Source organism: Shewanella insulae, assembly GCF_009831655.1.
In the GTDB taxonomy this organism is placed as follows: Bacteria; Pseudomonadota; Gammaproteobacteria; order Enterobacterales; family Shewanellaceae; genus Shewanella; species Shewanella insulae.
Genome location: NZ_WRPA01000009.1, coordinates 36769 through 51918 on the forward strand (window position 1 = coordinate 36769; position 15150 = coordinate 51918).

At 51.5% G+C, this 15150-nt stretch carries 10 protein-coding genes; 7 read left to right on the forward strand and 3 right to left on the reverse strand.

Features of this window, described 5'->3' with window-relative positions; all coding sequences use genetic code 11:
- Positions 1–802 precede the first annotated feature (802 nt).
- The 3 genes from GNT65_RS10980 to GNT65_RS10990 all read left to right on the forward strand — a co-directional run bounded on the left by GNT65_RS10980 (position 803) and on the right by GNT65_RS10990 (position 4895).
- Positions 803–1600 carry an NYN domain-containing protein gene (locus GNT65_RS10980; protein WP_160796162.1) on the forward strand — a complete coding sequence of 266 codons (798 nt, stop codon included), beginning with the start codon at positions 803–805 and terminating at the stop codon, positions 1598–1600.
- A 277-nt stretch (positions 1601–1877) separates the two neighbouring features.
- Entirely contained in the window at positions 1878–3050 is a 1173-nt protein-coding gene (locus GNT65_RS10985) for an SIR2 family NAD-dependent protein deacylase (protein WP_160796164.1), read from the forward strand.
- A 3-nt stretch (positions 3051–3053) separates the two neighbouring features.
- Entirely contained in the window at positions 3054–4895 is a 1842-nt protein-coding gene (locus GNT65_RS10990) for an ATP-binding protein (RefSeq protein WP_160796166.1), read from the forward strand.
- Positions 4896–5393: 498 nt separating this feature from the next.
- Here GNT65_RS10990 and groL read toward each other — a convergent pair whose 3' ends face one another.
- Together groL and GNT65_RS11000 are read right to left on the reverse strand one after the other, a co-directional pair.
- The gene (gene groL, locus GNT65_RS10995; RefSeq protein ID WP_160796167.1) at positions 5394–7043 is read right to left on the reverse strand and encodes a chaperonin GroEL; all 1650 of its coding nucleotides are present in this window, start codon (positions 7041–7043) and stop codon (positions 5394–5396) included.
- Positions 7044–7091: 48 nt separating this feature from the next.
- A complete protein-coding gene (locus tag GNT65_RS11000; RefSeq protein WP_011864277.1) occupies positions 7092–7382 on the reverse strand; it encodes a co-chaperone GroES in 291 nt (96 codons plus the stop codon).
- A gap of 227 nt (positions 7383–7609) precedes the next feature.
- Here GNT65_RS11000 and GNT65_RS11005 point away from each other — a divergent pair, with 227 nt between their 5' ends.
- Together GNT65_RS11005 and GNT65_RS11010 are read left to right on the forward strand one after the other, a co-directional pair.
- Positions 7610–8977: an MATE family efflux transporter gene (locus GNT65_RS11005; protein ID WP_160796168.1), complete on the forward strand. Its 1368-nt coding sequence runs from the start codon at positions 7610–7612 to the stop codon at positions 8975–8977.
- A gap of 17 nt (positions 8978–8994) precedes the next feature.
- Positions 8995–9666 (forward strand): Qnr family pentapeptide repeat protein, encoded by a 672-nt coding sequence (locus tag GNT65_RS11010; protein ID WP_160796169.1) that lies wholly within the window; start codon positions 8995–8997, stop codon positions 9664–9666.
- 2 nt (positions 9667–9668) lie between these two features.
- On the opposite strand, the gene GNT65_RS11015 is transcribed toward GNT65_RS11010, so the two are convergent.
- A complete protein-coding gene (locus GNT65_RS11015; RefSeq protein WP_160796170.1) occupies positions 9669–10613 on the reverse strand; it encodes a LysR family transcriptional regulator in 945 nt (314 codons plus the stop codon).
- Between the two features lie 196 nt (positions 10614–10809).
- Between GNT65_RS11015 and GNT65_RS11020 the strand changes: the two genes are divergently transcribed.
- Together GNT65_RS11020 and GNT65_RS11025 are read left to right on the forward strand one after the other, a co-directional pair.
- Positions 10810–11892 (forward strand): efflux RND transporter periplasmic adaptor subunit, encoded by a 1083-nt coding sequence (locus tag GNT65_RS11020; protein ID WP_160796171.1) that lies wholly within the window; start codon positions 10810–10812, stop codon positions 11890–11892.
- A 3-nt stretch (positions 11893–11895) separates the two neighbouring features.
- Positions 11896–14970, forward strand: coding sequence for an efflux RND transporter permease subunit (locus tag GNT65_RS11025; RefSeq protein ID WP_160796172.1), 3075 nt, complete (start codon positions 11896–11898; stop codon positions 14968–14970).
- The last annotated feature ends 180 nt before the right edge of the window (positions 14971–15150 follow it).

The window sequence follows — 15150 nt, forward strand, 5'->3', positions numbered from 1 at the left end:
AGCTGAGGCAAGTCTTAAAAATGGGTCAATAGACAGGGAAAGGTTACGACTAGCTGAAATGCAGGCTCGAACACTGGCCATACACGCCTCTCAGCCCCCAGTTATCCCCAAGCGATATCTTGTTCACTATTGCCTTGCGCGGCGGCGATACTGTAGGATAAGTTAATATTTTGTTGTTAAAACAACATTTAAGCGTTAGCTAAAGTACGCGAATAAATGTCAGGGATGGCGCCGCTCTCACCAGAGAGACGGCATAAGGCAAGGACAGCTTTCACACCTCACCTCAAACTCCCCTCTCTGGCTCATTGCTCTGACTCTGGCTCGATGGCTCTGACTCAGCCGACTTTAAGAACGTTAGTAAAGCAACTCAGCAAACTGTGCAGTTTGTGACCTTGGATAAGGTTTTATCTACGGCAGCTTGATAGCTTTATGTTTTTATTAGATTAATCTGATTTTTCGCGCTCTGGAATAGCTAGGATTCACTGCGGTAGCTATCGCTGTCGAATATCGGATAGCCGCCAAGCCACGCTTGGTTAAAGTCGTGGTGTTCCACACCACACCGGGATAAGGGGCCGTTTCGACAGGCAATTGCGTCCATGCAAAAGAGCCAGCTCACCATCCATGGTTCGCGCTCATAAACGCTATACGAGCAATCGCCCTTATCAATCCCTTGCAACCCGCGACGAAGCGGAAATCTCCTTCGAGCGGGGGTTGGGGCAATCTGAATCCCGTACCCTTCATGTAAGGCTACCTGCATCTAATCAACAAGTCTCAGAGATGCATTTTCAAAGGAATGGTTTAAATGCAAGACGTAGCAAAAATAGCGGTGTTTATCGATGCCGATAATGCACCGGCAAGAAAGTTTGATGTGGTACTGGCTGAGCTGGCCAAACATGGCGTGGTGAGTATTCGCAAGGCCTACGGCAACTGGAAAAGCCCAGGCCTGAAGCATTGGGAAGACATTCTCCACGAATATGCCATTCAACCGATTCAGCAGTTCGACCTGACCAAAGGAAAAAACGCCACAGATATCGCACTGGTGATAGATGCCATGGACATCTTATACACCAAAGATATAGATATCATGTGCCTCATCTCCTCAGACTGCGACTTCACCCCCTTAGTCACAAGAGTGCTCTCGGACGGCAAAAAGGTATTCGGCTTTGGTGAACGTAAAGCCCCCACCGCATTCGTTAACAGCTGCTCCCGCTTCCTCTACCTAGACGCAGAACCCGAAGTTGAAACCGAAGTGGAAGTCCCAGTAGAGAAAGCAATAGAGCCGACAACAGAGAAAGAAGCTAAAACCGTCACGCCAACCACAAAAGCCAGTGTTCCCCGCAAACAAAACCTTAAAGGTGATGCCAAATTAATTCACCTGCTGCGACAGGCAATTGAGGCAACCGAAGAGGACGATGGTTGGGCACAACTTGGCCCCATCGGCTCTCACATTTCGAACCACAGCTCATTCGACCAAAGAAACTATGGCTTCAAGAAACTCAGCGACCTGTTCGCCGCCATCGACCTATTCGAGATGCGAAAAACCAACGGTTCAGTTATGTGGATCAGAGAAAGCAAACGAGCCAAGAAGAGTGTGAAATAGGTGGGGTGAGTGCTAAAAAAAATACCGACAAAATAAGCCTGCTCGATTATTGAAATAGCAAAAAAAGCAAGAACTCTCGAATGCAAAAAAGACACGATACCTACACGCCGAATTGCTGAGGGTATGATTGTGATCTTAGAGCAATTTAGGGGGGAAGTTTAAGCTGACCTTACTTATTCATAAAAGTGATTTGGTTCTACTAAATTATAAAGAAAAGACTGAAAGTTTTATATTTTGAATAAATCAAAAAGCCTATATTTGTAATAAAGGGATATACATGGATGATTTAACAAATGAAGAGCTATTTTCACAAATAGAAGAACACCTGAAATGTACTGAACTTAACTGGTTGATGGGCGCAGGTATTAGCTTTGACGCTAAGCTACCACTTATGTACCCGCTAACAAATAAAGTTAAGAAGGACTTAAAAGCGGACGACCAAGACGTATTCGATAAGATTGTTGCTCCACTGTTCACAGAGTTACCTCAAGAGTGCCATATCGAACACATCCTCAGTCATTTAGGTGACTATGCCGCCTTAGCAGAGAGGAGTAAAGACAAAAAGATCAGTATCAATGGGGCTGAAGTAACGTTAGTTGAGTTGCAAGAAGCCCATCGTTTAATTCTTGACTCAATATCAAATGTAATTAGAAGTGGCTACGTTGAAGACAAAGCAGGAAACACAACTGAACAAGGAACTATCGCTGAACCAATAGTAGAAATTGACTCTCATTTAGAATTTGTTGACACTTTATTCAATCACGCAGGCGCTGGCATTTATGAACGGAGGAAATCCGTAAACATTTTTACCACCAACTATGACACTTTGTTAGAAGATGCTTTGGCATTAAACAAAATTCCCTACTGGGATGGTTTTTCTGGAGGTGCAGTAGCTCACCGAACTCAACGTTATGGTGAACCTCTACCTACTAATGGTCAACGTGCCAACTTAATCAAAATGCATGGTTCAATAGACTGGTTTCTTTGTGAAAAGGGACATGTCTGGAGAGTCAGAGATAATGTTCGCTATCCAAAAGCTGATCGCCGAGTTCTTATTTACCCTCAAGCTACAAAATATATAGCAACCCAACAAGATCCATTCTCTGCACAGTTCGACCTATTTCGTAAAGCTCTGAACTCTTCAAATAGTAATGTGTTAGCTGTATGCGGATATAGCTTTGGAGATGATCATATCAATAACGAAATTGAGTTCGCCCTGTCTAAAGACGACAACAGAACCGTTTTAGTCGCGTTTCTTGAATGCCGAGAAGAAATTCCGTCCTGTCTAGAGCGATGGCGCAAGTCGAGTTATGGCTCGCGAGTAATAATTGCATCTCTTCATGGTCTCTATGTAGGTGCGCAAGGCCCCTTTAAAAGAAAAGACGATGACGACTATTGGTGGACATTCAAAGGTGTCACATCAGTACTTAAAAACGGATGTGAGGTATAAATCATGTTTACACCAACTGATGAGCTGAAAATAGGCCAAGTTGTTGAGGTCTCAGGGACGACTATCAAAGTTGAAATTTCGAGTAAGATCTCAGAGTTAACCAGAACTTTCAATGGTAGAGTTTATCCTATAGGCCAAATCGGCAGCATGGTTAAGATCCACTACGGTCGAAAGGTTATTTTCGGTTTAGTGACAATGCTTCGAATGCGCTCTGAAGAATTGCTAGAGGCTGGTATGCCTATAAATACTGATTCTGACCAACGATTAATGGAAGTGCAGCTACTGGCTGAAGGTAGTTGGAATAACTCTAGCTCCAAATTATCCTTTAAACGAGGTATTAAGACATATCCATTACCTCAACAAGGTGTGTTTTTATTAACAAACGATGAGATTGCATGTGTTTATCGCTCAGCTGAAGGTGAGCGAGAAGAGAAAGTAAATCCATTAGTTCCATTTGCTGTATATAGCGCATCGGAGTCAACTTCTTGCAGAGCGAATATAAACAAAATGTTCGGGATGCACTGTGCAGTATTGGGCTCAACAGGTTCAGGGAAATCGGGAACTGTCGCAGCAATAATTCATAGTGTTTTGGAGCATAACATAGGAGAAATGAGCTTTTCTCCGCAAATAGTCGTAATTGACCCACATGGGGAATATGGTGCAGCATTCAGTGAAAGGGCTATACAGTATAGAGCATATAACATCGCAGCAGGTGAGGATCAGCAAGAGTTAATAAAATTACCATACTGGTTAATGTCAAGCGATGAATTTACCAGTTTGATAATTGGTAAAACTGAAGAAAGTGCCACTAGCCAAAACAACATAGTTCAAAAAGCTTTGACGCATGCTCGAATGGTTGCGGCAGGAATAGTTCAACCGTGTCCTAGAGAGTTTGATACCGAAGAACTGAAAGAACTAGAAAACCATGATGATCCAAAACTTTGTGATAAAAAAGACGCATCGGACATTCTTGAATTTGATAGAGATAAACCAAGACCATTTTGCTTAGATGAGTTTGAGAGTCATATAAAATTTATACAAGGAGGACGTTTTAAAAAAGGCACAAAAATCCTTGAGACATTGCCACCTACAGATTTAGGGAAAGCTCGTATTCCATCAGTCTTAGATAAGGTGAGAGTTCTCCGAAAAGATAAGCGACTCTCTTTTATGCTGCAATGTTGGAAAGGTGAACAAGATGAAATTAAACTTCACAAGGTTTTAAACCAACTTGTTGGGGTTCCTGTTCAGGATAAGAAAGATATTAGAATAATAGATATTTCAGGTCTTCCTAACGAAGTTGCGGGCCCTCTAGCTGCCTTGATTTCTAGATTATTATTTCAATATAAAGTATTTCAGACGCAAGAAGAGAAGGAAAAAGATCCAATTCTACTCGTATGCGAAGAAGCACATAGATATGTGCCTGATCATGGAGAAGCGCAATATGCAGCAGCACAAGGAGCTATAAGACGTATTGCGAGAGAGGGACGAAAGTATGGGATTGGTCTTATGCTTGTTAGCCAAAGGCCTGCTGATGTGGATAGTACTGTCATATCACAATGTGGCACTTGGGTTGTATTAAGGCTTACTAATTCTGCTGATCAGCAGCATGTTGCACGCTTTCTACCTGATGGACTATCTGGAATGGTTGGTGCACTGCCTATTTTATCACAACAGGAAGCCATATTTGTTGGTGAAGGTGCAGCGCTACCTTCAAGGATAAGAGTTAGAGACCTTCAGAAAAACAAACTTCCGAAGTCCAATACAATCCCATTTGCTGAAGGTTGGGCCAATGGCCGTCTAGATCTCAAGAAGCTTGAGGCTATTGCTAAAAGAATGTGCAACTAAATAAACAAAAATCAAAATAAACCTTTACTACTAAGAAACTACGCGCATACCAAACCTCATAAAAAACCGACACTGATTCCAGCCTCGGGTTTTTATGAGGTTTTTCTCTTAGCGATTAAACTAAACACTCAGACCTAAGGAACAGATGTTCTAGCGCAGGAAAAATCGTTTTAGAGCAAGGCATCTTGCCGCGACGTTTAGCTGTCTGCTAACACCTTACAAGCATGTGGCAACAAAACTCTACTCACTCTCACCACAAAGCAAATCCCCTCTTAGTATATCCATATACTCCGGGGATAATCATCTCCCTATGAAAAAGCCCCGATACTGTTAAGTATCGGGGCTTTCATTTATTTGGTTTCAGGCTGTTAAGCGTTAGACCAGCAGAGTATCTAGCGTAGGAAAAATCGTTTTAGAGCAAGGCATCTTACCGCGACGTTTAGCTGTCTAAACGAGTGGCAAGATAACGCCGCTATAGACGATTTTAACCAGCTAGAATTACATCATGCCGCCCATTCCGCCCATACCACCCATTCCGCCCATACCACCCATATCAGGTGCAGCAGCTTCTTGTGGGATCTCACCAACCATAGCTTCGGTAGTGATCATCAGACCCGCGATAGATGAGGCGAACTGTAGCGCACTACGAGTCACCTTAGTTGGGTCAAGGATACCCATCTCTAGCATATCGCCGTATACGTCGCTACCGGCGTTGTAACCATAGTTACCTGAGCCGTTCTTAACGTTGTTGGCAACCACTGAGGCTTCTTCACCCGCGTTGGTAGCGATCTGACGTAGAGGCGCTTCCATGGCGCGCAGTGCGATAGTCACACCGTGCTTCTGGTCTTCGTTAGTCACTTCGACTTCGCCGATCTTAGAGGCAACGCGTACCAGGGCAACACCACCACCGGCAACCACACCTTCTTCAACGGCGGCGCGAGTCGCGTGTAGCGCATCTTCTACGCGAGCCTTCTTCTCTTTCATTTCGACTTCGGTAGCCGCACCGACCTTGATCACTGCAACACCGCCGGCCAGCTTGGCCATACGCTCTTGCAGCTTCTCTTTGTCGTAGTCAGAAGTTGACTCTTCAGCCTGTACCTTAATCTGCGCAACGCGTGCAGAGATCTGCTCTTGCTCGCCGGTACCGTCGATGATGGTTGTGTCATCTTTGGTGATAACCACGCGCTTAGCGGTCCCCAGGTCTTCCAGAGTGGCTTTTTCAAGCTCTAGGCCGATCTCTTCGGCAATCACAGTACCGCCAGTCAGGATAGCGATATCTTGTAGCATCGCCTTACGGCGGTCACCAAAACCTGGTGCCTTAACCGCAGCAACCTTAACGATGCCGCGCATGTTGTTCACCACCAGCGTCGCCAGGGCTTCGCCTTCAACGTCTTCGGCGATGATCATCAGTGGCTTACCAGTCTTGGCCAGACCTTCAAGGATCGGCAGTAGCTCACGGATGTTAGAGATCTTCTTGTCAACCAATAGGATGTATGGGTTTTCAAGTTCAACGCTGCCGGTTTCTGGCTTGTTGATGAAGTATGGAGACAGGTAACCGCGGTCGAACTGCATACCTTCAACCACGTCCAGCTCGTTCTCTAGTGCCTGACCTTCTTCAACGGTGATCACGCCTTCTTTACCTACGCGCTCCATCGCAGTTGCGATGATCTCACCGATAGACTCGTCAGAGTTAGCAGAGATGGTACCTACCTGAGCGATCGCCTTAGTGTCGCTACACTCTTGAGATAGTGTCTTCAGCTCGGCAACGGCAGCGACAACCGCCTTGTCGATACCGCGCTTAAGATCCATTGGGTTCATGCCAGCGGCAACGGCTTTCAGGCCTTCGGTTACGATAGCTTGCGCCAGTACGGTAGCGGTAGTGGTACCGTCACCGGCGGCGTCGTTGGCTTTAGAAGCAACTTCTTTCACCATCTGGGCGCCCATGTTTTCGAACTTGTCTTCCAGTTCGATCTCTTTCGCTACCGATACACCGTCTTTGGTGATCAGTGGTGCGCCGAAGCTCTTGTCTAGAACTACGTTACGGCCTTTAGGGCCTAGGGTGACTTTTACTGCGTTAGCCAGTACGTTTACGCCCGCAAGCATTTTTACGCGTGCGTCATTACCAAATTGAACTTCTTTAGCTGCCATGTTCTGTATCCTTTAATAAAATTTTGGTTAAACGGGATATTGAGTGGATTATTCCACTACAGCCATTAAATCTGATTCAGAAAGGATCAAGACCTCTTGACCGTCGATCTTCTCTTTCTTCACGCCATAACCTTCGTTGAAGATCACTATGTCACCGACTTTAACGTCTAGCGGCTGTACAGTGCCATTTTCAAGAATTCGGCCATTGCCTACTGCAAGAACTTCACCGCGAGTTGACTGCTCGGCTGCACTACCTGTTAGTACGATGCCACCGGCTGATTTTGATTCAACTTCAGAACGCTTAACAATGACGCGGTCATGTAATGGACGAATATTCATCTACGGACTCTCCTAATGATTTTTTTGCCCAACAAACGTTGGCGGTTTATCAAATTAAAAGTGCGGCGAGTTACCTTTCGCCACGGGATGTTCGATATATGGGGATAAGGTTTAGCAGATCCAAGGGCTTTGCAAAAAAAATCTGATTTTTTTTAACTGGGTTTTATAAAAGATCAGCCTTTCCTGATAGAATTGCCCTCCTTCTGTTACCTAGGCAATCCACTTACATGAGAGACAGACACGGGCTGCTCAGTCAGCCAATCGGTCGTGTACTGCTAAATATGAGCCTCCCGAACCTGATTGGTATTCTCACCATTCTTGGGTTCAGCCTTGTAGACACCTTTTTTATCAGCCAGTTGGGTACAGAAGCCCTAGCCGCCATCAGTTTTACCTTTCCGGTCACCCTGATCGTCTCCAGCATCGCCATCGGCATTGGCGCCGGGGTATCGACTAACCTTGGCCGCCTCATCGGCAGTGGCAACAGCCCCAAGGCCAAGGTGTTTCTGCACGATGCCCTGCTGATCACCTTCTGGCTGATCGCCGCCCTCTCCTTGCTGGGCAGCCTGTTTATCGGCCCGCTGTTTACCCTGTTGGGTGCCAACGACGACAGCCTGCCGTTGATCCGCGACTATATGTTTCTCTGGTATCTGGGGGCGCCGCTGCTGGTGCTCTTGATGGTGGGCAACCAGGGGCTGCGCGCCACAGGAGATACCAAGTCGCCGGCCAAGATCATGGCCCTGGCGGCGGTGATCAATCTGGTGCTGGATCCGCTGCTCATCTTCGGCCTGGGGCCCTTCCCCCGCTTGGAAATTCAGGGCGCGGCCATCGCCACCCTGATCTCCTGGGTGGTGGCCCTGTCTCTGTCGGGATACCTGCTTATCATCAAGCGCAACCTGGTGGACTTTGCCGAGTTTAATCTGCAGCGCATTCACTGCAACTGGCGCCAGCTGGCCCATATTGCCCAGCCCGCGGCGCTGATGAACCTGCTCAACCCTGTGGCCAACGCCATCATAATGGCCATGCTGGCCCGCATCGACCACAGCGCGGTGGCGGCCTTCGGCGCCGGTACCCGCCTTGAGTCTGTGCTGCTGATCGCCGTGATGGCGCTCTCCTCCAGCCTGGTGCCCTTTATCGCCCAGAACCTGGGGGCGGGACAGACAGAGCGCGCCCGCGAGGCCCTGATGCTGTCGCTCCGTTTCGTGCTGGTGTTCCAGACCCTGATCTACCTGCCGCTGATGCTACTGGCGACCCCTATCGCCCAGTTGTTCAGTAAAGATCCCCAGGTGATCGAGTGGCTCAGCTTCTACATCATCGCCCTGCCCGCCGCCTATGGCCCGCTGGGGATGGTGATCCTCACCGCCACCTCGCTCAACGCCTACCACAGGCCGATGAGTTCCTTGGTGCTTAATGTCTGTCGCCTGTTTCTGCTCCTGCTGCCGCTGGCGGCGCTGGGCTCTTACCTGGGCGGCGTGAAGGGGCTGCTGCTGGCACTGCCGATCACCAACACCGTGATGGGTATCGCCTGTTATATCCTGGCCAGTCGCATCACAGAGCCGGACACCACGCCCAAGCATGTCGAGATCTATAAGCGTTAACAGAGGGCGCGGCCGCCATGGATGATTTGCAACACGAGACGCTTGAACGAGATTACTTTGAGCATGACTTTGGCGGCGAGGATCTACAGGGCCTGCAGTTTCGCCGCTGCCGCTTCGTGCGCTGCAGCTTTAACCGCGCCGACCTGACCGACTGCCACTTCGAGCAGTGTCTGTTTGTCGAGCCTGGCGATCTGCTGGGCTGCGATTTTAGCTACGCCACCCTGATCAACGCCAAGTTCAGCGACTGTCGCCTCAACCTGGCGCGCTTTACCGGGGCCCGCTGTTTCGGCTCCGAGTTTCGAGACTGCAACCTGCAGGGCGCCGACTTTTACCGCGCCGGCTTCGCCAACCAGATAGGCACCAATCATTACTTCTGCAGCGCAGTGATCACCGGCTGTAACCTCGCCTATGGCAACCTGTCGCAGCTGATACTGGAAGAGTGCGAACTCACCGACAACCGTTGGCGTGACGCCAACCTGACCGGGGCATCGCTTAGGGGCAGTAACCTCAGCGGCGGCGAGTTTAGCCCTGAGCTGTGGGGGGAGTTCGATCTCAGGGGCGCCAACCTGACGAGGGTGGACCTCGAGGGGCTGGATCCCCGCGAGGTGGCGCTGGAAGGGGTGATGATAGACGCCTGGCAGCAGAGTCAGCTGCTGGCGCCCTTCGGCTTAATCGTCTGCGGCGAATAGCGTTAAATTAACGGCTTAATCGCCCCCTTGGTCCTGGCTTCACGATCGCAGGCACCATTTTGAAGACACTCATCTATTGCCCTCAACACATGGTCGATAAAGCGTTGACTGGCGAGGCTAATGAAACGCCGCGACGGATAGACGAGGAAACACTTACCCTCATAGGGCTCGATATCTTTAAATAGCATCACCAGCTTGCCATTATCCACATACTCCTGCGCTATCGGCAGTGGCATCAAGGCGATGCCACGCCCCATCAAGGCGGCCTCTAAGCAGGTGCCCAGGCTATTGACACACAGGTTGCCTTTTACCGAGATAATTCTGTCTTTTCCGAAGGGCACTTCGTTGAAGATCCTGCCGTTGGGGTAACGAAACAAAATGGAGTTATGCCCATCCAACTCTTCAGGCATAGTAGGCGTACCCGCCCGCGCCAGATATTCCGGACTGGCAAAGAAGTGAACTGTCTCGCTGATGACGTGCCGCGCCACCATCTCATTCTCGTTAAAAGCATCTTCGAGCATAAAGGCCAAGTCGATATTGTTGCGGATCATATCTTTAGGCTCGGAACTGACGATGAGCTCCACCGTCAGCTCAGGGTTGAGATCCATGAACTCAAATATCGCGTGGGTGATATGCAATATTTCCGGAATGGGAAAGATCAAGATACGTAAATGGCCGGTGACCGCCGCTTCCTGCCCCGATAGCTCAGAGAAGGTCTGCTCCAAACTCGCCAGCAAGGGCGTGGTTTTATTGTAGAAATGACTGCCCGAGGCGGTGAGGGTCATGGCGCGACTCTGGCGATGAAACAGCTTAACATTGAGCTCATCTTCGAGCGTCTGCAGGCGTCGACTCAGGGTCGATTTAGGCACGTTGAGAATATCGGCAGCCTCCACCAGGCTGCCTGTCTCGACGATGCGGTGGAACAGGGCAATATCTTCGGTTTTCATCACAGTCTCACTTCAATAACAGGCGGCAGACCTGATTCTGTTATTACTTTGCACACAGTCACTGGGGTAAATCAAGTTAATACAGTTTCAATTTTTGGAACTCATGATTCCATATAATTCCATTTTAATAGATGTATCACGCTGCTATCTTAGCCGCCATGAGATACACCTTGTCACAAATGATGGAGTTTACGACATGAAACCCCTTACAACGTCACTTTCACTACTCGTATTAACTCTAGTACTTGCCGGTTGCAGCACAGAATCTGCCGAGATCGCTCCCGAGAGTGTTCGTCCCGTTAAGCTGCTGGAGATCACCGAGTTGGGCAGCGGCACCCTGAGAAGCTTCCCCGCCAAGGTCGCCGCCACCAAGCAGGCGGAACTGTCATTCAGATTATCCGGTCAGCTGGTCGAGTTCTCTCTGGTGGATGGCCAGCGCGTCACCAAGGGCGAGGTGCTGGCGCGTCTCGACGACAGAGACGCACGCAACCAGCTGCTCAACCGCGAGGCGGATCATGAACTGGCCCAGGCCGACTTTAATCGTAAGGGCGAGCTGCTGCGTCAGGCACTGATCTCCCAGGCGGAATATGACCTGGCCAAGGCCCAGCTGAAATCCAGCGCCGCCAACCTGGCCAGCGCCCAGGATCAGCTGAGCTATACGGTGATCAAGGCGCCCTTCAGCGGCACGGTCGCCAAGACCAAGATAGAGAATTTTCAGATAGTACAGGCCAACCAGCCGGTTCTGGTGCTGCAGAAAGATCGCTTCATCGACGTGGTGATCCAGGTGCCCGAGTCGCTGGCCAGCAGTGTGACCTCCTTTAACCCACATTCGCCTTCGCTGCCCATGGTGACCTTTAGCAATCACCCGGAGCAGCAGTATGCCGCGCGCCTGAAAGAGTTTGCCACTCAGGTGACTCCGGGCACCCAGAGCTATGAGGTGGTGTTTACCCTGCCGACTCCGACCGAGTTTAGCGTGCTGCCGGGCATGAGCGCCCAGCTGATCTTGGATATCGCCGGTCCCGATGCCGACAAGAAGAGCGCCATAGTGCCGCCGAGCGCCGTGCTCAAGCGAGATCAAGACGGTGAGCAGATAGTCTGGACCTATGATCTGGGCACGGGCCAGGTAAGCGCCCGCAAGGTGAGCCTGGGTAAGGTGACCAGTCAGGGGATAGAGATCACCCAGGGGCTGGCGGTAGGTGACCGCGTGGTGGTTGCCGGTGTGGCCCAGCTACACGAGAATCAGCAGGTCAAGCCTCTGCGCTGGCAACGAGGTGTTTAACCGATGAATTTTGCCGAGTATTCGATCACCCACAAGGTGGTCAGTTGGATGTTTGCCCTGCTGCTCCTCATAGGTGGCAGCCTGTCGTTCATGAGCCTGGGGCAGCTGGAATTTCCCGAATTTACCATTAAAGAGGCACTGGTCGTCACTGCCTACCCTGGCGCCTCACCGGAGCAGGTGGAGGAAGAGGTCACCCTGCCTCTGGAAGATGCACTGCAACAGCTAGATGGGGTGAAACATATCACCTCAATCAACAGCGCCGGCCTGTCGCAGATCCAGATTGAGATGCAAGACAAGTATGACGCCGAGAAGCTGCCGCAGATCTGGGACGAAGTGCGCCGTAAGGTGAGCGATACCCTGGGAGAGCTGCCCAGCGGCGCCATGACGCCTAAGGTGATCGACGACTTCGGCGACGTCTATGGCATTTTGCTCAACCTCAGCGGCGATGGCTACAGCGAACGCGAGCTGGAAAACTACGCCGATTTTCTGCGCCGCGAGCTGGTGCTGGTCGATGGGATCAAGCGCGTCAACATCGCCGGTATCGTCGATCAACAGGTAGTAGTGGAGATCTCCACTCAGAAGATCAACGCCTTAGGCCTTAATCAGGACTATATCTATGGCCTGATTAACAGCCAGAACGTGGTCTCTAACGCGGGGAGCATTCGCGTGGGCGACAACCGCATCCGCATCCACCCCACGGGTGAGTTCGACAGCGTCGAGGCGCTATCACGCCTGGTGGTGAGTGCGCCAGGTAGCGCCAAGCTGATCTACCTGGGGGATATCGCCAACATCTACAAGGCGATGGACGAGACCCCGAGCAACCTGTATCACAGCGGCGGCGACATGGCGCTGTCTGTGGGCATTGCCTTCTCCAGCGGCGTGAACGTGGTCAAGGTGGGCGAGGCCGTCAATCAGAAGATGATGGCGCTGAGCGACGAGCTGCCGGTGGGCATGATGCTGACCACAGTCTATGACCAGAGCAAGATGGTGGATCAGACCATCAACGGCTTTTTGGTGAACCTGGCGGAATCGATCGCCATCGTCATCGGCGTACTGCTGATCTTCATGGGGCTGAGATCTGGCCTGCTGATGGGGCTGGTGCTGCTGCTCACCATACTCGGTACCTTCATCATGATGAAGGTGCTCAATATCGAGCTGCAGATCATCTCGCTGGGGGCATTGATCATCGCCCTGGGGATGTTGGTGGATAACGCCATCGTGGTGACCGAAGGGATCATCATAGGCCTCAAGCGCGGTCAGTCGCGTCTGGAGACCGCCAAGCAGGTGATCACCCAGACCCAGTGGCCACTGCTGGGGGCGACGGTTATTGCCATCATCGCCTTCGCGCCTATCGGTCTGTCGGACAACGCCACCGGTGAGTTTTGTATCTCTCTGCTCCTGGTGCTGCTGATCTCCCTGTTTATCAGCTGGATCACCGCCATGACGCTGACCCCCTTCTTCTGCGATCTGCTGTTTAAGGATGGCGAGATCCCCGATGAGGCGGATAGCGACCCCTACAAGGGTTGGCTGTTCCAGCTCTATCGCGGCAGCCTAGGCCTGGCGATGCGTTTTCGCGGCCTGACCCTGCTGGTCGTGCTGCTGGCCTTGGTGGGCTCGGTCATGGGCTTCGGTCAGGTGAAGAACGTCTTCTTCCCGGCCTCTAACACCCCTATCTTCTTCGTGGATGTGTGGATGCCGGAGGGCAGCGACATCAAGGCCACCGAGGCGCTGCTGGGTCGTATCGAGCAGGATCTGATGGCGGAGCAGGAGAAACAGGATCTCGGCCTGGTAAACATCACCAGTGTGGTCGGCCAGGGCGCCCAGCGCTTCGTGCTGCCCTATGTGCCGGAGAAGGGCTACGCCGCCTATGGCCAGCTGCTGATCGAGATGACCAATCTCGAGACCCTCAACGCCTATATGCGTAAGCTGGAACAGGACCTGGTACAGCACTATCCCGAGGCGGAATATCGCTTCAAGTATATGGAGAATGGCCCCAGCCCGGCGGCCAAGATCGAGGCGCGCTTCTACGGTGAAGACCCAGAAGTGCTGAGGCAGCTGGCCCAGCAGGCGAGCGAGATCTTCCTCGCCGAGCCGAGCGCCACCAGCGTGCGCCACAACTGGCGTAATCAGGTGACCCTGGTACGTCCACAGCTGGCGCTGGCTCAGGCCCGCGAAACCGGCATTAGCAAGCAAGACCTGGATAATGCCCTGCTGACCAACTTCAGTGGCAAGCATGTCGGCCTGTATCGTGAGAACAGCCACCTATTGCCGATTATCGCCCGGGCACCGGCCGATGAGCGTCTCAATGCCGACAGCATCTCGGCGCTGCAGGTGTGGAGCACGGAAAACAATGTGTTCGTGCCCATCTCTCAGGTGGTCAGCGACTTCACCACTGAGTGGGAAGATCCGCTGATCATGCGCCGCGACCGTAAGCGGGTGCTCTCTGTGCTCGCCGACCCGGTGAACGGCAGCAACGAGACTGCAGATTCTGTGTTTAGAAAGTTACGTGACAAGGTCGAGGCCATCAGCCTGCCTGCCGGCTATGAGCTGGAATGGGGCGGCGAATATGAGACCTCCAGCGAGGCGCAGCAGTCGGTATTTAGCTCGATCCCACTTGGCTACCTGGCGATGTTCCTGATAACCGTGCTGCTGTTTAACTCGGTCAGACAGCCTCTGGTGATCTGGTTTACCGTGCCGCTGGCGCTGATCGGTGTGGTCTCTGGCCTGCTGCTGTTCGACGCCCCTTTCAGCTTCATGGCACTGCTGGGTCTGCTGAGTCTGACCGGGATGATCATCAAGAACGGTATCGTCCTGGTGGATCAGATCAACCTGGAGCTGAGCCAGGGTAAGGAAGCCTACCGCGCGGTATTCGACTCCTCGGTGAGCCGTGTGCGTCCCGTGTTGATGGCGGCGATCACTACCATGCTGGGGATGATCCCCCTGCTGCCGGATGCCTTCTTCGGCTCCATGGCGATCACCATCATCTTCGGCCTGGGCTTCGCCTCTGTGCTCACCCTGGTGGTGCTGCCGGTGGCCTACACCCTGATCTTCGGCATCAAGGTGCCTAAGGCGCAATAAGCCCTTTCCATTTCGCTTCCCGGCGTGCCCGGCTCGAGAGAGTCGGGCTTTTTCTTTGGTTCATCTCGGATTAGCGGCAAGCTGGATTTACACCCGCTCACCACAGGCGCCTTGTCTCACTCATCGCGCAGGAGGATTCTCCCTCTCAGGACTATACTTAAACCGTACTTAAAACAAGGT

Excerpts from the sequence above, each read along its gene's own strand:
- groL (WP_160796167.1), bottom strand. The coding sequence starts at position 7,043 with ATGGCAGCTAAAGAAGTTCAATTTGGTAATGACGCACGCGTAAAAATG.
- GNT65_RS10980 (WP_160796162.1), top strand. The coding sequence starts at position 803 with ATGCAAGACGTAGCAAAAATAGCGGTGTTTATCGATGCCGATAATGCA.
- GNT65_RS11020 (WP_160796171.1), top strand. The coding sequence starts at position 10,810 with ATGAAACCCCTTACAACGTCACTTTCACTACTCGTATTAACTCTAGTA.
- GNT65_RS11005 (WP_160796168.1), top strand. The coding sequence starts at position 7,610 with ATGAGAGACAGACACGGGCTGCTCAGTCAGCCAATCGGTCGTGTACTG.
- GNT65_RS11015 (WP_160796170.1), bottom strand. The coding sequence starts at position 10,613 with ATGAAAACCGAAGATATTGCCCTGTTCCACCGCATCGTCGAGACAGGC.
- GNT65_RS11010 (WP_160796169.1), top strand. The coding sequence starts at position 8,995 with ATGGATGATTTGCAACACGAGACGCTTGAACGAGATTACTTTGAGCAT.
- GNT65_RS10990 (WP_160796166.1), top strand. The coding sequence starts at position 3,054 with ATGTTTACACCAACTGATGAGCTGAAAATAGGCCAAGTTGTTGAGGTC.
- GNT65_RS11025 (WP_160796172.1), top strand. The coding sequence starts at position 11,896 with ATGAATTTTGCCGAGTATTCGATCACCCACAAGGTGGTCAGTTGGATG.
- GNT65_RS10985 (WP_160796164.1), top strand. The coding sequence starts at position 1,878 with ATGGATGATTTAACAAATGAAGAGCTATTTTCACAAATAGAAGAACAC.
- GNT65_RS11000 (WP_011864277.1), bottom strand. The coding sequence starts at position 7,382 with ATGAATATTCGTCCATTACATGACCGCGTCATTGTTAAGCGTTCTGAA.